The sequence below is a fragment of the Halalkalicoccus tibetensis genome, from assembly GCF_037996645.1.
Classification (GTDB): domain Archaea; phylum Halobacteriota; class Halobacteria; order Halobacteriales; family Halalkalicoccaceae; genus Halalkalicoccus; species Halalkalicoccus tibetensis.
Genome location: NZ_JBBMXV010000002.1, coordinates 227,022 through 248,833, shown reverse-complemented (window position 1 = coordinate 248,833; position 21,812 = coordinate 227,022). Strand labels below are relative to the sequence as shown.

At 65.4% G+C, this 21,812-nt stretch carries 27 protein-coding genes; 8 read left to right on the top strand and 19 right to left on the bottom strand.

The annotated features are described in order from the left end of the window. Positions 1-287 precede the first annotated feature (287 nt). The 4 genes from WOA58_RS06670 to WOA58_RS06655 form a co-directional block, all read right to left on the bottom strand. A complete protein-coding gene (locus WOA58_RS06670) occupies positions 288-443 on the bottom strand; it encodes a hypothetical protein (protein ID WP_340603401.1) in 156 nt (51 codons plus the stop codon). A gap of 94 nt (positions 444-537) precedes the next feature. Then, entirely contained in the window at positions 538-1,023 is a 486-nt protein-coding gene (locus WOA58_RS06665; protein WP_340603400.1) for a hypothetical protein, read from the bottom strand. 199 nt (positions 1,024-1,222) lie between these two features. Continuing rightward, the gene (locus WOA58_RS06660) at positions 1,223-3,034 is read right to left on the bottom strand and encodes a M3 family oligoendopeptidase (protein ID WP_340603399.1); all 1,812 of its coding nucleotides are present in this window, start codon (positions 3,032-3,034) and stop codon (positions 1,223-1,225) included. Between the two features lie 415 nt (positions 3,035-3,449). Further along, positions 3,450-3,845, bottom strand: a complete 396-nt coding sequence (locus WOA58_RS06655; RefSeq protein WP_340603398.1) for a CopG family ribbon-helix-helix protein — start codon at positions 3,843-3,845, stop codon at positions 3,450-3,452. Positions 3,846-4,002: 157 nt separating this feature from the next. Between WOA58_RS06655 and WOA58_RS06650 the strand changes: the two genes are divergently transcribed. From WOA58_RS06650 to WOA58_RS06640, 3 genes are all read left to right on the top strand, one after another. Further along, on the top strand, positions 4,003-4,626 hold the full coding sequence (locus tag WOA58_RS06650) for an ABC transporter permease (protein WP_340603397.1): 624 nt from the start codon (positions 4,003-4,005) through the stop codon (positions 4,624-4,626). An 80-nt stretch (positions 4,627-4,706) separates the two neighbouring features. Next, positions 4,707-7,661 (top strand): excinuclease ABC subunit UvrA, encoded by a 2,955-nt coding sequence (uvrA, locus tag WOA58_RS06645; RefSeq protein ID WP_340603396.1) that lies wholly within the window; start codon positions 4,707-4,709, stop codon positions 7,659-7,661. A 112-nt stretch (positions 7,662-7,773) separates the two neighbouring features. Further along, on the top strand, positions 7,774-8,094 hold the full coding sequence (locus WOA58_RS06640) for a hypothetical protein (RefSeq protein WP_340603395.1): 321 nt from the start codon (positions 7,774-7,776) through the stop codon (positions 8,092-8,094). A gap of 148 nt (positions 8,095-8,242) precedes the next feature. Here the strand turns inward: WOA58_RS06640 and WOA58_RS06635 are convergent, their stop codons facing one another. From WOA58_RS06635 to WOA58_RS06625, 3 genes are all read right to left on the bottom strand, one after another. Next, positions 8,243-8,512 (bottom strand): hypothetical protein, encoded by a 270-nt coding sequence (locus tag WOA58_RS06635; protein ID WP_340603394.1) that lies wholly within the window; start codon positions 8,510-8,512, stop codon positions 8,243-8,245. A gap of 184 nt (positions 8,513-8,696) precedes the next feature. Next, entirely contained in the window at positions 8,697-9,119 is a 423-nt protein-coding gene (locus WOA58_RS06630) for a hypothetical protein (protein ID WP_340603393.1), read from the bottom strand. A 404-nt stretch (positions 9,120-9,523) separates the two neighbouring features. Then, the gene (locus WOA58_RS06625; RefSeq protein WP_340603392.1) at positions 9,524-10,126 is read right to left on the bottom strand and encodes a GNAT family N-acetyltransferase; all 603 of its coding nucleotides are present in this window, start codon (positions 10,124-10,126) and stop codon (positions 9,524-9,526) included. Positions 10,127-10,203: 77 nt separating this feature from the next. Here WOA58_RS06625 and WOA58_RS06620 point away from each other — a divergent pair, with 77 nt between their 5' ends. Further along, a complete protein-coding gene (locus tag WOA58_RS06620) occupies positions 10,204-11,289 on the top strand; it encodes a geranylgeranyl reductase family protein (protein ID WP_340603391.1) in 1,086 nt (361 codons plus the stop codon). On the opposite strand, the gene WOA58_RS06615 is transcribed toward WOA58_RS06620, so the two are convergent. From WOA58_RS06615 to WOA58_RS06600, 4 genes are read right to left on the bottom strand one after another with little or no spacing between them, the layout of a single operon-like run. After that, positions 11,286-11,675: a hypothetical protein gene (locus WOA58_RS06615; protein ID WP_340603390.1), complete on the bottom strand. Its 390-nt coding sequence runs from the start codon at positions 11,673-11,675 to the stop codon at positions 11,286-11,288. The two genes, WOA58_RS06620 and WOA58_RS06615, sit on opposite strands and share 4 nt — an antisense overlap. Positions 11,676-11,724: 49 nt before the next feature. Further along, complete coding sequence (locus WOA58_RS06610) at positions 11,725-12,231, bottom strand: cupin domain-containing protein (RefSeq protein WP_340603389.1); 507 nt, start codon at positions 12,229-12,231, stop codon at positions 11,725-11,727. Positions 12,232-12,275: 44 nt separating this feature from the next. Further along, on the bottom strand, positions 12,276-13,355 hold the full coding sequence (gene ygfZ / locus WOA58_RS06605) for a CAF17-like 4Fe-4S cluster assembly/insertion protein YgfZ (protein WP_340603388.1): 1,080 nt from the start codon (positions 13,353-13,355) through the stop codon (positions 12,276-12,278). 55 nt (positions 13,356-13,410) lie between these two features. Further along, positions 13,411-13,704 (bottom strand): DUF6432 family protein, encoded by a 294-nt coding sequence (locus WOA58_RS06600; protein WP_340603387.1) that lies wholly within the window; start codon positions 13,702-13,704, stop codon positions 13,411-13,413. A gap of 116 nt (positions 13,705-13,820) precedes the next feature. On the opposite strand from WOA58_RS06600, the gene WOA58_RS06595 reads away from it, so the two are divergent. Continuing rightward, positions 13,821-14,753, top strand: coding sequence for a DUF7093 family protein (locus tag WOA58_RS06595; protein ID WP_340603386.1), 933 nt, complete (start codon positions 13,821-13,823; stop codon positions 14,751-14,753). Positions 14,754-14,792: 39 nt separating this feature from the next. Further along, a complete protein-coding gene (locus tag WOA58_RS06590) occupies positions 14,793-15,188 on the top strand; it encodes a DUF5611 family protein (RefSeq protein ID WP_340603385.1) in 396 nt (131 codons plus the stop codon). Positions 15,189-15,198: 10 nt separating this feature from the next. Here the strand turns inward: WOA58_RS06590 and WOA58_RS06585 are convergent, their stop codons facing one another. Next, positions 15,199-16,551, bottom strand: coding sequence for a ribonuclease FAU-1 family protein (locus tag WOA58_RS06585; RefSeq protein WP_340603384.1), 1,353 nt, complete (start codon positions 16,549-16,551; stop codon positions 15,199-15,201). Next, positions 16,548-16,922, bottom strand: a complete 375-nt coding sequence (locus tag WOA58_RS06580; protein ID WP_340603383.1) for a DUF7532 family protein — start codon at positions 16,920-16,922, stop codon at positions 16,548-16,550. Before WOA58_RS06580 ends, WOA58_RS06585 begins: the two co-directional genes overlap by 4 nt. A 118-nt stretch (positions 16,923-17,040) precedes the next feature. On the opposite strand from WOA58_RS06580, the gene WOA58_RS06575 reads away from it, so the two are divergent. Then, positions 17,041-18,090, top strand: coding sequence for a PrsW family intramembrane metalloprotease (locus tag WOA58_RS06575; RefSeq protein WP_340603382.1), 1,050 nt, complete (start codon positions 17,041-17,043; stop codon positions 18,088-18,090). Between the two features lie 77 nt (positions 18,091-18,167). Here the strand turns inward: WOA58_RS06575 and WOA58_RS06570 are convergent, their stop codons facing one another. From WOA58_RS06570 to WOA58_RS06545, 6 genes are all read right to left on the bottom strand, one after another. Then, entirely contained in the window at positions 18,168-18,365 is a 198-nt protein-coding gene (locus WOA58_RS06570) for a hypothetical protein (RefSeq protein WP_340603381.1), read from the bottom strand. A 69-nt stretch (positions 18,366-18,434) separates the two neighbouring features. Continuing rightward, a complete protein-coding gene (locus tag WOA58_RS06565; protein WP_340603380.1) occupies positions 18,435-19,022 on the bottom strand; it encodes a riboflavin synthase in 588 nt (195 codons plus the stop codon). A 44-nt stretch (positions 19,023-19,066) separates the two neighbouring features. Then, positions 19,067-19,225 (bottom strand): hypothetical protein, encoded by a 159-nt coding sequence (locus tag WOA58_RS06560; protein ID WP_340603379.1) that lies wholly within the window; start codon positions 19,223-19,225, stop codon positions 19,067-19,069. A 73-nt stretch (positions 19,226-19,298) separates the two neighbouring features. After that, the gene (locus WOA58_RS06555) at positions 19,299-20,000 is read right to left on the bottom strand and encodes a 2-phosphosulfolactate phosphatase (RefSeq protein WP_340603378.1); all 702 of its coding nucleotides are present in this window, start codon (positions 19,998-20,000) and stop codon (positions 19,299-19,301) included. Next, on the bottom strand, positions 20,000-20,404 hold the full coding sequence (locus tag WOA58_RS06550) for a VOC family protein (RefSeq protein ID WP_340603377.1): 405 nt from the start codon (positions 20,402-20,404) through the stop codon (positions 20,000-20,002). The genes WOA58_RS06555 and WOA58_RS06550 overlap by 1 nt, the downstream gene beginning before the upstream one ends. Continuing rightward, on the bottom strand, positions 20,397-21,212 hold the full coding sequence (locus WOA58_RS06545; RefSeq protein WP_340603376.1) for a phosphosulfolactate synthase: 816 nt from the start codon (positions 21,210-21,212) through the stop codon (positions 20,397-20,399). The genes WOA58_RS06550 and WOA58_RS06545 overlap by 8 nt, the downstream gene beginning before the upstream one ends. A 342-nt stretch (positions 21,213-21,554) precedes the next feature. Here WOA58_RS06545 and WOA58_RS06540 point away from each other — a divergent pair, with 342 nt between their 5' ends. Continuing rightward, on the top strand, positions 21,555-21,785 hold the full coding sequence (locus tag WOA58_RS06540) for a DUF7533 family protein (RefSeq protein ID WP_340603375.1): 231 nt from the start codon (positions 21,555-21,557) through the stop codon (positions 21,783-21,785). Positions 21,786-21,812 lie beyond the last annotated feature (27 nt).

Below are 21,812 nucleotides of genomic sequence, written 5' to 3'. Positions count from 1 at the left end.
TTGTAGTAATACTGTGTCCGCGTGTCGTTGTCGTTCGCGTAGCCGAGACGCCACGGATCGATGTTGTTACCGTCCTCGTCGCGCTCGATCTCGCCCGTCCACGGGTGGCCCTTCGTCTCGTCGATAGCGAGCGTCATCTTCCCCACGAGTTCACCCTCACGCCGTGCCTCTGCTATCAGGTCTCTCACTACCGCTCGGTGCAGCTCTCGGATTTCTTCGACGGTTAGCTTCGATAGTTCGCGGCGGTGGGTCGAAGGGTGGTGCGCGTCCTCGATGACGCCTTTCGCTTAGTAGTTCCCGAGGGCGGACTCGGGATAGACATCGTCGCTATCCGCGCCGAGAGCGGCGTGCGCGTCGAAGAACTGGTGCTCGGGGATCTGCCAGTTGTGATGGCGTTTCAGATACCAGTGTTTGAGAACGAGCGGTCGGATGTGCTCCCACACGTCCGCCGTCTTGTTGATCGTCAGCTCCCGAACGGTCGGGTGATCTTCGTGTGGATCTTCGACTTCTACATCTTTATCCAGCCTGAATACGTCTTCAGGCGCGGGAAATTCCGTTGTTCCGGCAGTACTCGACCAGTCGCTCGGCAACAACCTTCACCGCTCCACGGTGGCGCGCGGTGAAGTTCTCTTCCCACATGTCCCGCAACTGCGTGTAGCTTGGCGGGTCACCGGGATCGCCCTTGACTGGTCCTTCGTCGAAGAAACCGAGCATCTGCGGGAGATCGCGCTCTCCAGCGAACCGATCCGCAGTTCGTTTAATTGACCACCCGTTAATCTCGCGGTAGATGTGCGCCAACATCCATGATTCGATAGGTGTGTAGTTGTGATGCCACTCGGCCCGGTCGTCCGGAATATCGCCAGAGAATTTCAACAGCGGAGCAATATGCTCGATCTGCGGCTCGGTAAAGTATGGCAATGGACCCTGAAAGAAGACTTCGACAGGACCGTCGATGTAGACAGTCTCAGAAAAATTAATATGGTCCTCATTCTTCGAATTCTCCGATCCTTCGGTACCAGACACTTGTGTACCGTTCAGCAATACACTCAAAGATAATAAGTCTGATCTTGTTATACCAATAAATTGGAATACGGAGTCCTGTTGAGATACTATCTTTCGGACATTGTATGGTGTAACTTGTTTGGATATCTAGGACCGCGCATCGGATAATACTCGTCCATATCGGTATTAAACGAAGGGATCACAAAACTGGTTGCTGGTACTACTCAGTAGCGTCCAGTTCTCTAACGTGTTCCTTCACTGTTGAGCAGGCACGTTCGAACGGTTCTCGGGACCGGATGTCGAGACCAAGCGTTTCGAAGGCCTCGACAGAGCGTATCGTTCCCCCTGCTCGCAAGAAGTCGTGGTACTCGCCCGGTGTAACGGTACCGTTAAGAAGCTGTTCTACGGTGCGTAGTGCGCCAGCTATTCCCAGAGCGTACTGGTAGAAATGGTAAGGGAGTCGTCCGTGACTGCCGACGAGCCATCCTCGCTTCGCCCACGTATCGATCTCCATCGGAGCACGGAACTCGGTCAGGAGGTCGGCATATATTTCTTCGATGCGGTCGAGCGTGAGGTCCTCCCCATCCTCGACGACCTGATACGTCTCATGCGTGAACAGCGAGTGCAGCGTTGAGCCGTATATACCCTGACACACATCGAGCAAGCGGTCACGCGCATACTGGCGGAGAGCATAGTTGTCCACATTGAGCAGGTGATATACGAGCAAGAGTTCGTGGACGTAACTCGGGACTTCCTCGATAGGGCGTGCCCCTGTCGCATACACAGGCGACTGGTCCTCTCGTAGGTACTCAGCATGCATCGCGTGGCCAAGTTCGTGGGCGAGGATTGACATCGAACGTACGTCGTCCTGATAATTCAACAGGAGGTATGACCCGGTGTCATAAGCCCACGGCCCGTACGCGAGGATATTCTGCTTGTTTTGCGTCTCATAGACATCGATACGTTGGGACGCAAAGAACTCTTCGAGCCGATTTTTGTACGACTCCCCCAGTGGTTCGACGGCGGTGAGGATGTGGTCTCGCGCATCCTCATATGACACAGACGGCTCGTTCGCGTCGGCAAGTGGAACACCCAAGTCCCACGCTTTGAGTTCGTCGAGTTCCAGGATGGCCTTTCGCCGCTCGTAGTATTGATGCAGTGGGTTAAGCGAGTCACGGATTGCGGCTGTCAGGGCATCGTGAACCTCGCCAGGGAGGTGAATGTGCAGTCCGGTTTCGGGATAGCTTGGTTTATTGAACGCCATCTCCCGCACTGAGTCGTAGTTTCGAGCGTCTGCGAGGGCCACCTGTGCTTTCACTTTATCTGCGTATGCTGTCGCAATAGTGTGTTTTACATCGGCGTGTTCTTCATGCACCGACTGGTAGGCACGGCGACGAAACGCGCGGTCTCGGTGGCGGAGATGTTTACCGAGATTGACTCCTGTTACCTCAACCTGTTCTCCTTCGGGCATTTCCACAGACTGTGGCTTGATGTCGTTGTTTGTGAGCGATGAGTAGACACGTGTTGGCGATTCGATGACTTCGGTAAAATCTGCCAGCAGGTCTTCAACTTCTGAGGACCGTGCGTGCTTTCCCATCCGAAGAAAGTCACTAAGGAGATGCTTGTACACACCCAACTTCTCTGTCCTCTCAACCGCTTGCATTATCGTCTCGCGGCCTGCGGCCTGTATTTCGCGCCGCACCATGTTGGTAATTTTTGTCACATCCTGGTCTAACCGATTTGACTTGTGGAGTCGTTCTTGATGGGCACTGTTCTCGGTGTCCTCGTTGCGCTTTAATTGGGCGTACAGTCGAAGCCGTTGCGTGCGGCGGAGTATCTCCTCGAACAACTGAAGAGCGCGTAATAACGTTTCATCATCTTCTGCGATGTGGCTCTCATATTCACGCAGATCTTCCAGTCGGTTGTGAACTGCGGTCAATTCGCTCTCCCAATCTTCGACAGATTTGAAGATGACTGAGAGGTTCCACTTGTATTGGTCGTCGATATCTGATCGTGTCGGTAGTTGACTCATGTATTGCTGATGCTTGGCGCTGAGAGCGATGAAATCAGACACACCGCTCTAATAGTTACAAAGACGATTCTCGCGGTCCCAAAGCGGGAACGCGACGACTTAGAAGAGGGTGGAAACGGTCATCCTTCAGCCTCTGCTTTCAGACAATAAGACTATTCTATATAATCCTTCCGCTGTACCGAGTGCTCGTCTCCCCTCAATGACTGGCCATTACCTCATACTACATTTGCGCGCTCTATCTTGCACAACTTTTCAGCCATCATCTGTGACTGGCAGTGTTCACACCTTTACTGAGCGTTTTCGGGCCCAGTCAAGACGATCTGAGGGATTTTTGACATCAATTGATCTTTAGTGATCCTTATCACCGTTGAACTGATTCAAGCGATAATTCACTACTTCGTTGGAATCAGCCCTTTCACTCCTCGTCCACTTCGATCAGCATCACGTTGACCCGGCGGACGTGGTCGAAGTCCTTCAGCCGGTAGACCAGCTCGCGAACGTCGGCGACGTCGCCCCGACAGAACAGCGTTTCCAGACACCAGTCGCCCTGGTGGGTGTGGCTCGTCGAGCCGATGACGTCCTGGTACTCGTGTTGGACGTCGTGGAGCGCCTCGATCACGGCGGTGTGTTCGTAGTCGAAGACGACCGCGGCGGCGACGGTCCCCTCCATTCCCTCCAGTTCCGTGTGGGACTCGACGTACTCGGCCATCGCCTCGCGGATCGCCCGCGACCGGGAGCCGAGCCCCTCGGCTTGCCACGTCCGGTCGAACTCCTCGAGGACCTCCTCCGGGACGTTCAGACTCGTTCGCATGTCGCTGTCTTCGCCGGGATGAAGGAAGCGTGTTGCCGTACTACGGCTCGGCCGTTTCGGACATAACAACCCGTTTACCCGTCCCGGTCCGACCACCGACCATGCAGGAGGTCTCGGGTCTCGTCGCCGCCGTCGTCGGGCTGGGGTCCTCCACGGCGTGTTGCCGGATCACGGCTGGCCCATCGCCGCCGCCTACGCCCTCGAACAGCGAAACCGCTGGCTCTACGGCGTCGCCGCGGGGCTGATCCTCGGGATCGGCCACCTCTTCAGCTCGATCGCGCTCGTGGGTGCGTTCTTCTGGCTCGATTCGTTCGCCGACCTCGCCGACTCGGGCTGGCTCACGACGGTCGCCGGGCTCGTCCTGATCGCGCTCGGGCTCTACGAGTACTTCGGCGGCCACGCCCACGGCGACGACGCGGGCCACGACGGCGTCGAGCACGACGCGGACCAACACCCTGACCACGAGCACGCGGACCACGGGTTCGCGGACACCGAGGGTCGTACCCTCTGGAACATCGGGCTGGTCGCGCTCGTGCTCGGGTTCGCCCACGAGGAGCCGATCCAGATCATCGCCATCTGTGCCGGGACGGCCTACTGCCTGGAGCTCATGCTCGTCTACTCGCTGGCGGTGATCGGCGCGATCCTCGCGCCGACCCTCCTGCTCATCGCGGGCTACGAGACCCACCGGGAGACCGTCGAGCGCTACGTACCCTATCTCTCGACGGTGACGGCGACCGTGTTGATACTGATGGGGCTGGCGTTCGTCGCCGGGCTCGTATAGCCCGCGGTATGAGGACCTCTCACACTGCTTGCCGTTGAAACCGATGGGTATTCCCCCCTCGCGCGCCTACCTGTCTTCCAATGAGTCGGGACTTTATTGAGGTCAAGGGGGCTGAGGAACACAACCTCAAGGACCTCGACGTGTCGATCCCCCGCGAGGAGTTCACCGTCGTCACCGGGCTGTCGGGGTCGGGTAAGTCCTCGCTGGCGTTCGAGACGATCTACGCCGAGGGCCAACGGCGCTACATCGAGTCACTCTCCGCGTACGCCCGGAACTTCCTCGGGCAGATGGACAAGCCCCAGGTCGAGTCGGTCGAGGGTCTCTCGCCGGCGATCAGCATCGACCAGAAGAACGCGGCGAACAACCCCCGCTCGACGGTCGGTACCGTCACCGAACTGCACGACTACCTCCGCCTGCTGTACGCGCGGGTCGGAACCCAGTACGACCCCGTCACGGGCGAGGAGGTCGGCGAACAGAGCGCCCAGGACATGGTGAACCAGATCCTCTCGCTGCCGGAGGGCACGCGGGCGATGATCGCCGCGCCGGTCGCGCGCGACCAGAAGGGCGCCTTCGAGGACCTCTTCGAGGAGCTCGTCTCGGAGGGGTATTCGCGGGTCGAGGTCGACGGCGAGAGCTACGACCTCACCCTCGAGAAACCCGACCTCGACAAGAACTACGACCACACGATCGACGTGATCGTCGACCGCATCGAGATCGCGCCCGACGCGCGCTCGCGGATCGCCGACAGCGTCGAGACCGCGCTGGAGGAGACAGACGGCGTCCTCAAGCTGATCGTCCCCGACCCGCCCGAGGGGATGGAGCTGGGGTCGAACACCCGCTCGACGGGCTCGCTGGCCGGCGAGGGCGACGACCGGGTCACCATCGAGTTCTCCGAGGAGCTCGGGAACCCCAACAGCGACTTCCGCTTCTCCGCGATCGAGACGCGCTCGTTCTCCTTTAACAGCCCTTACGGGGCCTGTCCCGACTGTGAGGGGCTGGGCAAGACCAAGGAGGTCGACGAGGAGCTCGTGGTTCGGGATCCGTCGAAACCGATCAAACACGTCTTCGAGCCCTGGAGCTACAACCGCTCGTACTACCGGACGCGCCTCGACGCGGTCGCCGAGCACTTCGGCGTGAGCCCGTCGACCCCCTTCGAGGAGCTCTCGAAGGACCAGCAACGGCAGTTCCTCCACGGCACCGACCGGCAGGTCACCTTCGAGCGCTCGACGCGGAACGGCACCCGTCGGAAGCAAAAACGCTTCGAGGGCGTCATCCCGAACCTCGACCGGCGCCACGTCGAGACGGACTCGGACTCGACCCGCGAGCACATCGAGGACTACATGGCCGTCACCGAGTGTCCGGCCTGCGAGGGCACCCGACTGAAGGAGCAGTCGCGCCACGTGCTCGTCGGCGACACCGCGATCACCGAGGTCAACCGCATGAGCATCGGCGACGCCCTCTCGCATTTCGAGGGGATGGAGGCCGACCTCACCGAACGGGAGCTGACCATCGCCGAGGAGATCCTCAAGGAGATCCGCGCCCGGCTCGGCTTCATGGAGGAAGTGGGGTTGGAGTACCTCACGCTGGACCGCGAGGCCTCCTCGCTGTCCGGCGGGGAGAGCCAGCGCATCCGCCTCGCGACCCAGGTCGGGAGCGGGCTGGTGGGCGTGCTCTACGTGCTCGACGAGCCGTCCATCGGGCTCCACCAGCGCGACAACGATCGCCTGCTGAACACGCTGGAGGGGCTTCGGGACCTCGGCAACACCCTGATCGTCGTCGAACACGACGAGGCGACGATGCGCCGGGCCGACACCATCGTCGACATGGGCCCCGGCCCCGGCAAGCGCGGCGGCGAGGTCGTCGCCCAGGGCGACTTCGACGAGATCTGCGCCGCGGAGGGGTCGATCACCGGCGACTACCTCTCGGGTCGGAAGGCGATCCCGGTGCCCGACGAACGCCGCGGGTTCGAGGAGACGCTGACGATCAGGGGCGCGCGCCAGCACAACCTGAAGGACCTCGACGTCGAGATCCCCGTCGGGGCGTTCACGGCGATCACGGGCGTCTCGGGCTCGGGCAAGTCCACCCTGATGTTCGAGATCCTCTACAAGGCGCTGGCCCGCGAGATGAACGACAACACCTCCGTCGACCCGGGCGACCACGACGCGGTCGAGGGGATCGAGAACGTCGAGAAGGTCCGCCTGATCGACCAGAGCCCGATCGGCCGGACCCCGCGCTCGAACCCCGCGACCTACACCGGCGTCTTCGACTACATCCGCGAGCTGTTCGCCGAGACCAGCCTCGCGAAACAGCGCGGCTACGAGAAGGGCCGCTTCTCGTTCAACGTCAAGGGCGGGCGCTGTGAGGAGTGTGGCGGGCAGGGTACCGTGAAGATCGAGATGAACTTCCTCTCGGACGTCTACGTGCCCTGTGAGGCCTGCGGCGGCTCGCGGTACAACGACGCGACGCTCGACGTCGAGTACAAGGGCGAGACGATCGCGGACGTCCTCGACATGAGCGTCGAGGAGGCTCTCGACTTCTTCGAGCACGACACCCGGCTCAAGAGCCGCCTCCAGCTGCTCTCGGACGTCGGCCTCGACTACATGCGCCTTGGCCAGCCCTCGACGACGCTGTCGGGCGGCGAGGCCCAGCGCATCAAGCTCGCCGAGGAGCTCGGGAAGCGCGACACCGGCGACACGCTCTACCTGCTCGACGAGCCGACCACGGGGCTCCATAGCGAGGACGAGCGCAAGCTGATCGACGTCCTCCAGCGCCTGGTCGACGGCGGCAACTCGGTCGTGGTCGTCGAACACGAGCTCGACCTGGTGAAGAACGCCGACCACATCGTCGACCTGGGTCCCGAGGGCGGCGAGAACGGCGGCGAGGTCGTCGCCGAGGGCACCCCCGAGGAGGTCGCCGAGATCGACGCCTCACACACGGGCCGCTACCTGCGTGACTTGCTGCCGGCGGTCGACATCGAGGGGCCACGCTCGGACGAGCGTCCCGAACCTGCAACGGCACCGATGGACGACGACTGAGTAGTGTTCGAGACTCCCAACGATTTCACGATTTAACGCCTTCCGACAAGGGATAGCCGGCGGTGGCATCCTGATCGCGCTCGGTATCGTCGTTCTCGTCGGCGTCAACGGGGTGCCGACGGACCCGGTATCGGCCATCGTACTCGCATGTTACGTTTTCGCCGCTCTCTCGTGGCTCGTCGGTAGCGTCCGCGATCGGATCTCGCTCGGCGTGACGACGACCTCGTGGAGCGACGGGATCGCCCTCGGAACGGGGGTGTTCACGCTCGGCTGGGTCGTCAACGAGCTCTCGTCCATCATCGACGGCAGCGACGATCCGGTCACCCTCTCGACCGTCGTCATGCCGCTGACCGCGCTGTTCTTCGCGTGGTTTGCGTACGAGTGCTGGGTCAATGGTCTATATCTCGACGAGAACGTCTTCGCGACCGAGTGAGCCCTCACGGATGCGGGCCCGACGCCTTGTATACGGATCGCTACCTCCGAGACCTGCTTCCAGCCGTCGATATCGAGGGATCACGGGCCCAGCGAAAACCACCGAAAGCGGTCGGCGACGACTGATCGGCGTTCGCCCCGACCTTCAGTTATCCGACGTATCCGACTGCCCACCGCGCCGCCGCCCCGACCACGAACGCGGCGACGGCAACCGCTCCGACGGAGACGATGAAAACGGCGACTAGTGCCCACAGCGGGGAGTCGCCCTGCGTATTATAGAACCACTCCCCGATCAGGCCGAGGATTCCGAAACCGATCGGCGGCGAGATGTCGAGAGCAACACTAGCGGCCAGCCCGCCGCCCAGATATCCGTTCAGTGCCGAAGCTAGCGCAACGAAGGCGACGAGGAACAGCGGCACGATTTCCCCATGATGCGTCCGTGACGAAACTGGCGAGCGCCAAGTAAATGACGGTTAGCGGGCAGAGCGCGATCGCGCCGTAGATTACGCGAATCGTTATGGTTCGGTCGGAGCCGACGAGTAGGTCAACTGTGATGGATTCGAAATCGGCCATTGCGTGTTGGGTTATGTACTGAGATTGGAGTCAGCTGACCAGCCAGCGCGCTATCGCACCGACAGCAAAGCTAGCGACGGCGATTGTCCCTACGATGACGATGAATCCGACGACCAGTGCCCACAACGGCGAGTCGCCTTGCGTATTGTAGAGCCAGTCAGCGATCCGGGCGGTGATTCCGAACGCGATCGGCGGCGAAATACCGAGAGCAACGCTTGCGACCAGCCCGCCGCCGAGATACCCGTTCATGACCGACACTAGCGCGACGAGAACGACTACGAGCCCTGCTCCTATATCGTACATGCTCCGTGGCTCATCCATACCGACGGTGACGAGTACCCAGAGTACGACGAGTACTGGACAGAGCGCGACCGCACCCAAGGTCATGCGAACTGTCACCGTCCGGTCGATGCCGATGAGTAGGTCGGTCACAATGGAAGTGGACTGAACCATAGATCAGTATTAGGGAATTAGTTCGATATCATCGTCTGTACGAATGTCCGACATCCGATATTTCCGCCCGAATTTGGTCTATCTCTCATTCCGATCCCATTTTTAATATGATTATATTTATATCTTTTTCATTAGAGTATATCATGCATTTATATACCAGTAAGTAGAAGTATCATTTGGACGGTGATCGTTTCCCGGACAATGGTGCTATTTCCGGTGGTACAAACGTTTGTATTCACGGGTATGAATTATCAAGTATACATATCTACGCGGTGAGATGATAGCATCCTCACTATCGAGGATTCAACGGGCGATCCATGATGTAGGCGTACCTCACCGATCACGATCTCTGAATGTGTCGTGGTCCCGCCGAGCGAAGCGAGGCCAGTCCCGCGAGCGCCCAATCAGAGGTACCGTGACATCCGGTGGGCGTGGCCGTAGGCGTTGACCGTGTCGAAGCCGTGGTCGCTGTAGAACTTCCCGATCCCCCGCTTCCAGGGCTCGACGGTGAGCCAGACCTGCGTGACGCCCCGTTCGCGGGCGTGGCCGAAGCCCGTCTCCATGAGTGCGTCGCCGATCCCCGCGCGCTGGTACTCCGGATGGACGAAGATCGCGAGCTCGTGTTTCCCGGTGTCGTCGGGGACGAACGCGACGTGGCCGACCGCGCGCTCCTCGCTCCCGTCGCCCTCGGCCCACGCGACCACCGACGGCCCCTCCAGCAGGGTGCCCGCGAGCCACTCGCGGACGTTCCCCTCGCCGACCGGCGGTGTCCCCTGGGCGCGCTGCTCGGGGTCGAAGTCGACGTACATCGCCACCAACGGTTCGAACGCCCCCTCGTCGTACGCGCGCAGCTCGACCTCGCGGTCCTCGCCGTCGACGATCGAGCGCGGCGGCGTCGGATAGCTGCGTTCCCCGCCGGGGAGCGCTTCGAGGGCCCGCTCGCCGAGGTCGGAGAGCGCCGTCCGGAGGCGATCGACGGTCGAGGGGTCCGCGGCGCGATCGGTCATCGTCGATCCTACGGGCTCGGGACTCAAAGCGACGGGGACCACGAGGTATTTACTCGCCGCCCCAGTAGCACCCGGTAATGTACGACTTCGTCGTGGTCGGGGCCGGCCCCGCCGGCTCGCGTTTCGCCCGCCGTGCCGCCGAGGAGGGCTACGACGTGCTCGCGCTCGAGGGGGGAACCGTGGGCGAGCCACTGGCCTGTTCGGGCCACGTCAGCACCGACCTCTGGGAGTACACGGATGAGAGCGCCCGCGAGGAGCTCCTCCAGAACGAGATCACGGGCGCGCGCTTTCACCTCGACGGTCCCGGCAGCGAGGAGTACCCGTTCTACACCGACGAGCCGATCTCGAACGTGATCGATCGGGTCGGGCTTGACAAACACCTCGCCGAGCTCGCCCGCGATGCGGGCGCGGACCTCCGGGAGAACCACACCGTCACCGAGGTCAGCGAGGACGACGAACACGTCCTGGTCTCGGCGAGCACGCCCGAGGGCAGCGCGCAGTTCCGCGCGCGGATGGTCGCCGGCTGCGACGGCCCCGTTTCTCGTACTCGCCGCGATCTGGGCATCGACGAGCCCGACGAGCTGCTCCATGGCGTGCTCGGCTTCACCGACGAGCCCGACCACGGCGACCGCGTCGACGTCCACCTCACCGTCCCCCGCTTCTTCGCGTGGCGGATCCCCCGGGGCGAGGCCGGCGTCGAGTACGGCCTCGGCGCCCCGCCCGGGCGCGAAGTACGAGGGCTGTTCGAGGAGTTCACTGAGGGGTACGGCGCCGAGGCGGGGAACGTCTGTTCGGGGATGATCCCCATCGGCCCGCCCGCCCGCGTCACCAGCGACCGGGGATTCCTGATCGGGGACGCGGCCGCCCAGACCAAGCCGTTCACCGGCGGCGGCATCCTCTACGGCATGACCGCCGCCGACCACGCCGCCGAGCGGATCGATCCCGAGGACCCCACGAGTCTCAAAGCCTACGAGAAGGCATGGCGCGACGATCTCGCACGCGAGATCGGGATGGGCGGCTGGATTCGGAGAGCGTACTCGCTTCCGGAGCCGGTCCAGAAGGCGGGGCTGGGAGCGCTCTCGGGGGAGATCGGCGTCCACATGGACCGCCCGAGCTCGCTGTTCTCGCGCGCGCAGCTGAAGGCGCTGTTCTCGCGGTCCTAGCCGTCGCCGACGGTGCCACAGGCGACCGCACCCGGGTCGACAACCTCCCCGTCCTCGATCGCGTCGGGGTCGAGAAACAGGACCGTGTCGTCGGGCATCGACCCCTCGACGCGGACCTCCCGGCCGAGGCGGTCAGCGAGGGCGTCGACGTCGTCCGCGTCCAATCCCTCGAGGGCTCTCTCGGCGTTGTCGGACGAGAGATAGAAGACGCATGCCCCCGGATCGACGTTCTCCTCGTCGAGCGCGTCGAGCAGTTCGCGCAGCGACTCGTAGCTCACGTCCTCGAGGTCGTGGATCGTCACCCGGCCGGTGTTCGATCCCGACGCCTCGGTCGAGTGCGTTCGGATCCGTTCGGCGAGCCGTTCGAAGTCGGCGTCAGGGTCCATGCCGGGGTGTCGACGCCGATCCCCTTCAGCCTACCTCCGGCATAGTGCGTCAGTCGCGTCCTTCCTCCTCCCCGTCCCAGTAATCGGTCGCGGCGTCCATCGGGAGGTATGCCTGGAGCGCCCGATCGACGTCCGGCCCGGGCGCCCGTCCGGCGAACGCGCCGATCTTCCCGGAGTCGGGGTAGACGGTGATCTCGGGTGCGCGCATCGTCGAGAGACAGAGGTAGCGAAGCGGCTCGTCGCCGTCGTTGATCACCTGACGGGCGTGCTCCTCGCCGGCGGGGAGCGCGACGTAGTCGCCCGGCCCGATAGCATCGTGACCCTCTGGCGTTCGGAGGGTCCCCTCGCCCGAGAGCACGTAGATCGCCTCCTCGTTTGCGGTGTGGTAGTGATAGGGGAACGGCCGCTTCCCGGCCGGGAGCTCGTAGAGGCTACAGCCGAGTTCCTCGCCGCCGGCAGCCGTCCCGAGGCGCTTGCGCCGGGTCAGAAACGAGGACCCGTGGGACTCCTCGTCCCACTCCACGTCGCGTTCGTTGACGATCCGGTCGTCGGACATGGGCCCGACGATGGCGGCCCGGTGTAAAACCCTTCGTACGCACCTCACTCGCCGTATGCCGGCACCCGCGCCGAGCGCCCGCTGCCCTCGACGAACGGTAGCTCCGCCACCCGGGCGTCGATCCCCTCGCCGACGGTCAGTTCCTCGTGTTCGAGCCCGAACTCCACGACCGCGAGCGCGATCGGTTCGTCGAGCGAGGGGCTCCCGATCGCGCGCGTCACCTCGCCGACGCCATCCCCGTCATCGCGGACCGCCGCGCCCGCCTCGGGGAGCGCCTCGCACCGGAGGCCGACGAGGCGCTGGCTGGGTTCCCCTCTGTTTTCGACGCGGCTGATCACCTCCTGGCCGACGAAACAGCCCTTCTCGAAGTCGACGGCGTTCCCGAGCCCGAGGACGTTCGGGATCCGGCCCTCGAGCTCGCTGTCGAACAGCGGGGTGCCGGCCTCCAGCGTCAGCGAACCCCACACCTGGGTGCCGAACGGGACTGCGCCGGTACCGTAGTTGATCAGCGTATCGAGCACCGTCTCGGCCTCATCGATGCCACAGACGATCTCGTAGCCGTCCTCGCCGGTCGGGTCGTCCGTCGCGATGACGGTCACGCCGACGTCGTGGATCGTCCCCCGGTCGAAGACCAGCTCGCCCTCCGGGACGCCGATCTTGTTCAGCACGCTCGCGACCTTCTCGGTGGCCTTCGAGCCGTGGACCCCCAGGACCGCGAGGTCGTCGGTGGCGACCTCGATCCCGACGTCCTGGATGAACACCTTCTCGCGCCACTCCTCGGCCAGGCCGGCGCCGTGGCCCGGCGGGGCGAACAGCAGCAGTCGCTCGCCGGCGTTGTAGACGTAGCAGTCGAGCTCGATCCGGCCCTGCGGGTCACAGAGCAGCGCGTAGCAGCCCTCGCCGTCCTCGTCCGGGACGCGGTTCGAGAGGACGTTGTCGACGTACTCCACCCGGTCGTCGCCGGTGACGACGAGGACGTCGTAGGCCGTCTCGATGACGCCGACGCCGTTCCTGACGGCCTTGTGGGTCCGTTCGGGTCGGCCGTAGTGGCGCGGGAGCCGGCGACCGGCACGCTCCTCGAACGTCGCGCCGTGGTTCGCGTGAAACGACTCGAGAACGCTCATCGGCACCTCCGTGTCATATCTAGGCGTCGGGTATCGCGCCGGTAAAGCGTGCCGCTTAGAACGGCAGCCTGTCGCGGACCCGGTCGACGATCGACGGCTCCGTCCCCTCGTCGGGGTCGGGAACGACCGAGTCGTCTGGCTTGATCACGGTCCGGTCGCCGTTCTTCTCGACGTCGATCAGGCCGTCGTCGCTCAGCGCCCCGAGCGCGGTCTCGAGCTCGTCAATGGTCACGTCGGCGCGGGTGCGCAGCTCGAGGACCGTCATCCCCTGGTCGGGTCGCTCGATCAGCGCGTCGAGGACGGCGGTCTCGTCGTCCGTGCGGCCCCGGTACGCCCGCGTTGCCCCCATACCCCCTCATCCGTCGGGCAGGGCTTTATACTGTGGGGCGACCCGATCCGACCCGACAAGCGGCCGTCGTCGACGGGAGCAGTACCCTTTTAGCGTTGTCACGGTAGGGTACTGCCATGAGCCTTCGCTGTTCGCTCCTCGGCCACGAGTACGGGGAAAGCGAGATCGAGCGCGACCGCGAGGAACGGGGCAACGAGGTCGTCATCAGCGTCGTCGAACTCGAGCGTTGTACGCGCTGTGGGGCGACGCGGACGATCAGCGAGAACACCGAGGTCACCCAGCTCTCGGGAGCGACCACCGAAACCACCCCCGGACCGCCACGCTCCGGGACCGAACCGGCCGCCCCCGGGGACTCGGGCCCGGGGATCGAGCCCCGATCCAACGTCGGCTCCGGGGAGGGCGAGCCGGGGATCCGGGCCCGCTCGACCGAAGACGTTCGAACCACGTCGAGTGGGAACGCTCGGGCCCCGTCGAACGGGGACGGGTGGGTCCCGTCCGGCGACGACGGTCGGACCCGGTCCGACGAGGACACCCGCCCCCGGGCGACGAACGCTCCCTCGACCGCCGACCACCAGCATGAGGCCCGCGACGGGAGCGGAGCCGGGATCGGGACCAACCCCGACCCCGCAAGCGAGGACGCGGAGGTCATGGACGACGAGGGAGGCGAGGACCGCGAGCCGGGGGCGTGGCCCGACGTGGGCGATCACGAGGAGCCCTCGGCCGGCTGGCCGAGCGTCGAGGGCGAGGACGAGGGGTTCGACGCGGAGGCCCCCGACGGCAGGACGGACCTCGAGTTCGGCGGCGGGCTCACCCCGCAGGCCAACCAGGGCGCGGAGATCATGAAGGGGGAGGACGCCGGCGACGGGGAGTCCACCTTCGTCAGCGCGGGCCCGAGCTCCGCGCCGGACCGGCCGACCGGGTCCGAAGCCACGGCGGCGCTGTACTGTCCGAACTGCGGGACCCGGGGGCTCGAGGCGCGCGACTCGCTGCGGGCGGGCGACATCTGCCCGGAGTGTCACAAGGGCTACCTCGCCGAGGGCGAGCGCTGAGACGAAACCCGTAAATCCGGCGCTGTCGAACGGGTCCCAATGCGCGAGTACAAGATGCGACGCGGCGAGCACCTCGAGGAGCGGATTCCCGACATGGAGGGGACCATCGAGGAGTACTTCGGCCCGATCACCGACACCGAGGAACACAACGGCAGCGACCTCTATGTGGTCGACGAGCCGGACAACCCGGTCTTCGAGCGGATCGTCGCCGGCACGGTCGTCTACAGCGGCAAGAAGGACAAGCTCGGCGTCCACTTCGAGGAACGCCCCGCCGAGGAGGTCATCGCCGAGGGCAACGCCGACGCCGCCGCCGACGCGGTCGACGCCAAGAACAGCTTCCTGCTCGAGGCGACGGGAAGGGACGCCAAATCCCGCCGCGAGTCGATGAAGCGCGACGTCGAGGACGACCCCGACGCGGACGTCCCCGACGCCTGATCGTTCGGATCTACCCCAGCGCGCGCTCGATCGCCGCCGCGACGCTCCGGGCCTTTCCCGCGAGCTCCTCGCTCACGAGCCCGGCAGCGACCGCCTCGCTCAGTTCCTCGCCGTCGACCCGTTCGACGGTCCCGTCTCTCCCCTTGATCACGTCGACATAGAGGTCGACGTACCGGGCGCTTTCGGGGAACAGCTCGACGGGCGTACAGACGTTGACGTACGTGCCCTTCGTTGCCCCTTCGTCGTCCCGATAGACCGTCGGATACCACCAGCGCCCCTCCTTCAGCGTGGTGATCGCGACGTCGCCCGACTCGCGGGGGGTTCCCAGCGCGTCGTAGCTCCCGCCCGCGGTCATCTCGCGGCGCAGGGTGATCGAGCCCTCGGGGTCGTACTCGATCACCTCGCCCCGGCCCAGCGTGATCACCTTCCCGGAGGGCTTGCCGTGCTCGATCGCGAGCGCGTCGCCCTCCTCGGGCCCGAACTGGCCCGCGACGGCCTCGAACGGGAACTCCTTGGGCTCGCAGAGCGCCTCCGCGAAGTCCACCGCGTCGCTCGCGCGGCTCGAGCCGGCCTTGATCCGGTGGTGGCCCGCCATCGTCGTCGTGACCGCGCGGCGCTCGGCATCGAGCGAGAACCGGCTCTCGCGGCCGAACCAGCACCACGCGGTCGCGTAGGGTTCGACAGTGTCGCCTCCCTCGAACTCCTCGGCGAGCTCCGCCGCCCGCGAGAGGCCCGCTTCGAGGTCCGCGAGGCTCGCCTCACGCGCCCGCCTGCCCAGCGAGACCCCCCACTCCTCGGGGGTCTCGACCGAGAGGAGGTCGACCAGCCCCGCCGTCTCCTCGTCGGGCGCGTCGATCCCCGACCCGCCCTCGCGCAGCGCCGCCAGCCCGCCGGGGGTTCGCGCGCGGATCGCCGTCGAGAGCCGTGGATCGTCGTCGCTCCAGGGGGCGGCGGGTTCGGCGACCTGCACCCGGAGGGAATCGCCCTCGTCGACGTAGCCGTCGGCGTCGTCGAACGGCAGGTAGCCCCTGCCCTCCGACAGCGAGACGACCGCCCCGCCGCTGCGCGTCCCCTCGACGCGACCCTCGTGGACCGAGCCGAGCGGGGTCGGGTCGTCCAACCGGAAGGTGTCCCGCCCGACCCCGAGCAGTTCGTTCGCCTCCGCGACCGCGTCCGGGTCGCCCGACAGCGAGACGCCCTGGCGGTCGCGGCTCGTCGTACAGGAGAGGTCGGCGGGGCCGTCCCCGAACTCGGGGTCGAATCGCTCGCGGATCGGGTCGGTCGCCTGGACGACCTCGTGGCCCGCCTCCGCGAACAGCCGGGTGAGCGCCGTCGTGTAGATCCCCCGGATCGCGACCCTCATAGGGCGTCGCGCGAGGCGGCGAACTTCACGCGGGAATCGACGGTCGGGCCCAGCGAGAGCTCGACGAGCTCCTCGCCGAGCACCCGCCCGCCCTCGACGGGAACGCCCCAGGTGTCGAAACGCAGATACCCCCGGATGTCGGCGCCGTGGGTGAACAGGTCACAGAACTCGACGGCGTGCTCGGGGAACTCCTCGCGGCCGTGCGCGAGGTCCATGTCGGAGTAGACGATGTCGTGCTCGTCGAAGAACGCCTCCAACTGGGCGGCGTCCTCGTCGACGAGCTCGGCGACGCGGTCGGAGGTCTCGATGATCGCGTCCTGGTCGAGCCCGGCCTCGCGAAGCGCCTGCTGGGTCCGCTGGTCGAAGTGCATGCGCGGGGCTTGGGCTTCGGGTCTGTTGAGTCTGACTAGTCGTCGATCGCCGCTCCACCCTCGGATCGGCCGTCAGCCGGGTCCAAAGGATTAGAGGGGGCGGCCCTATAGGGGTGGTATGCAGCGAGATCCGGTCGACCGCGAGTCGCGCGACTCGCGGGACCTCTACGACATCGCGACCTGGGAGAAGCGGTCGGCGGTCGATGCCTTCTCGGCGTGGCTCTATCGCGCCGGCGTCGCGGGCGCGAAGGCGTTGATCGTCCTGCTCGCCGCGCTCTTCCTGCTCGCACAGCTCGTCCTCGGGGGGCTCGGGGCGGTCGCCGACCCCTTCGTCGGGGTGCTCGTGCTCCTCTCGGTGGTGCCCGCCTTCGCCATCGCGGCCTACGTCTGGTATATCGACATCACCACCGGGGAGCCCCTGTCGCTGCTCGTCGCGACGTTCCTGCTCTCGATCCTCTTCGCGATGTTCGCCGCGGTGATCAACTCCATCGGGATGCTCCCGTTCGGCGCGATCGTCGCCGTCACCGAGGCGGTCGCCCCCGGAGCCACGGAGGTCGCGACCTTCGTCGCGCTCTCGCTCTTTTTCTTCCTCGTGGTCGGCCCCGTCGAGGAGACCGTCAAGCTGCTCGCGATACGGCTCTACGCCTACCGCGACGTCCGCTTCGACGCCGTCATCGACGGGGCGGTCTACGGCGCCGCCGCCGGGCTGGGCTTCGCGACCATCGAGAACGCGCTGTACATCACTCAAGGGCTCGAAGCCGGCGTCGCGGGCACCGAAGTGATCGGCGCGGCGGGTGACACCGCCGCCGTCCGCGCGCTCGCGGGGCCGGGTCACGTGCTCTACTCGGCGATCGCGGGCTTCTATCTGGGTCTCGCGAAGTTCAACCGCGAACACGCCGGTCCGATCGTGGTCAAGGGGTTGTTGATCGCCGCCGTCTTCCACGCGCTGTACAACACCCTCTCGGGGGTCGTCCCCGGCGCGCTCGTCGGCGCGGCGACCTGGATCACGCCCGCCGTCGCGCTGATCGGCTTCATCGTCGTCTACGACGCGATCGTCGCGTACTTCCTCTACCGGAAGCTCGCGGGCTACCGCCGGGCCTACGACGCGGCCGGGGTCAGGGGGGACGAGGGCGACCTGACGCCCGAGCTCACGGAGTTCGATCCCTGACGCTGGCCGCCCTCACGACCGCCGTGAGCGGCTTGCGGAGTCGCGACGCGGTCCGGGGATTCGAAGGAAGAGACCGGTCAGTCACTGCTCACCAGCGTATACGCACCCAGTTCGGTGAGTGCAAGCGCACCGAGGACCCCGATCCGGTCCGTCCGGCGGGGGTTCACGGCATCGCTGCCGGGCGGCGAGAGCAACGATTCGTCGAGACTCAGTAGTATTAGCGCCCCGAGCCCGATGACGACGAACCCGATCCCCCATTTCGTTTCCCGGTCCATGTATGGAATCTATTCGACTCGCTTCTTCAATGTAGTGGCCGAAAAGGGAACGTACGATCCTCTCTCGACTCAATACGGAGCGCTAACCCGCTCGACGTATTTGGCGATCACGTCCGCTTCGAGGTGAACGGGGTCGCCGACCGCCTTTCCCGACAGCGTCGTCTCCTCGTAGGTCGTCGGGATGATCGCGACCGAGAACTCCCCCTCCGAGAGGTCCGCGACGGTGAGGCTGATGCCGTCCACGGTGATGGAGCCCTTCTCGACGACGTAGTTCGTGAGGTCGTCGGGCAGCGAAAAAACGAAGCGCCAGTCCTCGCCGACCTCCTCGACCTCCCGGACCTCGCCGACGCCGTCGACGTGACCCTGGACGACGTGGCCGTCGAACCGGCCGTCGGCGGCCATCGCGCGTTCGAGGTTCACCCGCTCGTCCTCCCGGAGCTCGCCTAGGTAGGTCCGCGAGACGGTCTCGCTCGCGAGGAAGACGGAGAACCACTCCTGACTGTGCTCCTCGACGGTCAGGCAGGCGCCGTTGACGCTCACGCTCTGGCCGCCATCGAGCTCGCCCGCGAACGGGCAGGCGAGCCGCAGTCGGAGCCCGTCGTCGGTCTCGGTCCTCGCGAGGACCTCGCCGGTCGCCTCGACGATCCCGGTGAACATACCGGGCCTACCCGCTCGGTCGGCAAACGGGTTCCGGCTCGCGCCTAGTCGTCGTTCTCGCGGCGCTCCGAGAGCTGCTCCCAGATCTCGGTGCAGCCCGACCCGTCGTCGATGTCGTCGAGGTAGTCGCCGTCCTCGTCCTCGCTCTTGCCCTCGGGCTCCGGGTCGGCGTCGTCGGCCTCCGCCCCGGTGACCTCGGTCATCGTTCGGCCCCCGGGCGGTCCGTGCGGTCGGTCGGGTAACGATGCGTCGCCGTCGTGGTGTCGTTTCGGTCGGTCATGGCTGTATCGTCTCCGTCGATCGCGTCGCGTCCACGAACAGTCCGTCGCGCAGCATCGGCACCGCCCCGCAGACGTCCGGTTTCGCACAGTGTTCCACGTCGTCCCGGCTCCCCTTCCCGATCAGGAACTCGCCGGTGTCTGACCCGAGGAACAGCTCCTCGGGGTCCGCCTCGAAGCCGAGTTCGGGCGGTTCGCGGCCGAGCTCCTCGGCGAACCGGCGCTCGATCCGGGCCGCGGCGTAGTCGTCCTCGGGGGCGTACTCGCCGCGCCGGCGGGCGGGGACGACCCACACTCGCGTGTCCTCGGGGAGCCGGTCGACGGCCGCCCGCGCCAGCGCCGACTCGTTGACCGTCGAGCCCATGAACACGTGGCCCGCGCCGTCGACCCGGTTCACGCACTTGGTCCCGTTCGTCGTCTGGACCGCGACGTCGCGGCCCGCGACCTCCTCGCTTCGCTCGCGGATCGCGAGCGGCGAGTTGCCGAAGTCGAACCCCTCGACGCGCTCGCCGTGGTGCTCGCCGGCCGTGAGCGGCTCGTCGGCCGCGTTGCCGTCCGCGACCGGCCGCACCCCGCTCGCGCCACACGCGAGCAGCGTCGCGACGGTCGCGCTCGCGCGCAGCGCGTCGACGACGACGACGGCGTCCTCTGGCCCGACGGTCGACTCGACGTCGGGAAGCGGGCAGCGTTCGACCTCCATCAGTACATCTGGCTCGGGTCGTTGTACCACTTGAACTCGAGCAGGTTGTTCGAGGGGTCCTGGAGGAAGAACGTCCGGTGTTCGTCGGTCTCGCCCTCGAAGCGGATCATCGGCTCCTGGAAGAACGGCAGGTCGTGGGTCCGGGCGTTGTCCAGGATCGCCTCGAAGTCCGACTCGTCGGTGACGGTCACGCCGAAGTGGCGCGGGTACATCGTCACGTCGTCGTCGATCTCCTCCTCGCTCGTCTTGTGGCAGACGATCTGGTCGCCGTAGAAGTCCATCGTCAGCCGGTCGTCGTACTTGCGGCCCGTTTCAGCGTTCAGCCCGTCGATGTAGAACGATTCGGCTCGTTCGAGGTCGTGCGACGGGATCGCCAGGTGGAAGATGTGGTCGTTCTCAATCATCGGTTTCGATCCCCGCGAGTTCGGTCGTCGCCTCGGTTCTGTCGACCCCGGTCTCGGGGTGGAACGTCTCGACGGTGTCGCCGCGCAGCCCCCGCCTGAGCGTCTCCAGGGGGATCACGTCGTCCAGGCGGACGTTCCCGAGGTTGACCTCGGGTCCGAACCGCTCGACGAACCAGGCCTGCTGTTCCGTCTGGGGCGCCTCGAAGACGATCGAGTCGGCGCCGAGCCGCTCGGCGGTGTGCTCGATCAGGCCGGCCTTGACGTCGCCGTCGTCGCCGTAGACGCCGGTGTCGCCGCCGGCACGGCCCTCCATGATGACCTTCCAGGCGCCCGCCTCGCGCTCGCGCTCGGCGCGCCCGCCCCACTCCTCGAGCGTGAGCTCCTCGTCGGCGTCCTTCCGGCCGACCTCCGAGAGCACGGTGAACTCCTCGGAGAGCCGGTCGACGTAGCCGCATTTCTCCTCGTGTTCGAGGTCGATCACGCCGGTCGAGACCTCGACGTGCTCGACGCCGAGCTCCGAGAGCTCCTCGACCATCGCGTCGAAGCGGCCCTGGCGGATCGTCACCTCGAACAACGTCCCGCCGAAGTAGACCGGGATGTCGCGGCGCTGGTAGAGGGCGATCTTCTCCTCGAGGCGGTCGGCGACGTAGCCGGTCCCCCAGCCCAGCTTCACGATGTCGACGAACTCCTCACATACCTCGAGGCGGTCGCGTACCTCGTCAACCCCGACGCCGTCGTCGAGCGCGTGGGTGATCCCCTCCTCGCGGGGCTTCGCCGATCGGTCGGGTGTGTCGAGGAAGTCGAGCACGCGCGATCACCGTCCTCCCGGTCGGTTCCGGTGGGAGTCGTCGCCCGCCGAACGGCCCCAGGCGGCCCGTTCGCTCGATCCCGCTGTGCTCCGGTCCGTGGTGTGATCCGATCTGTGGTCTCTCATGTTCAGCCCATGACTTCAGAGCGGTCCAGGAGTCCCTACTCGGTTTTCAAAGGACGAGATAGAAGACCCCTGATATGTTTCCGTCTGAGTCGGATAAGTATATATTCGACTACGAGGTACCTATGGTGCCTTACTCTGCAAGCGGGTTTTATGATGAGTATAATTCTTCGATGCGGGCACCGGCGGGGTTTTACCGTTCGGCGCGCTACCCGGCGCATGAAGCTCCCCGGAATCCTGACCATGATCCAGATGGGGTCGGGGCTGGTCTTCGCCATCCCGCTGGGGCTGATCGGGTTCGAGTTCCTCGTCGCGGGCCGAACGGTCTTCGGGGCGACCTTCCTGTTCCTGGCCGCCGCGATGCTGTTCCTGCCGGAGTACGTCATGCGCCGTGTCGGCGGCCCCCGGGACTGGATCCGCGGGCTGTTGCCCTTTCGCCGTGGGGACTGAGGGGACGACGGACCGAGAAAGGAGTAC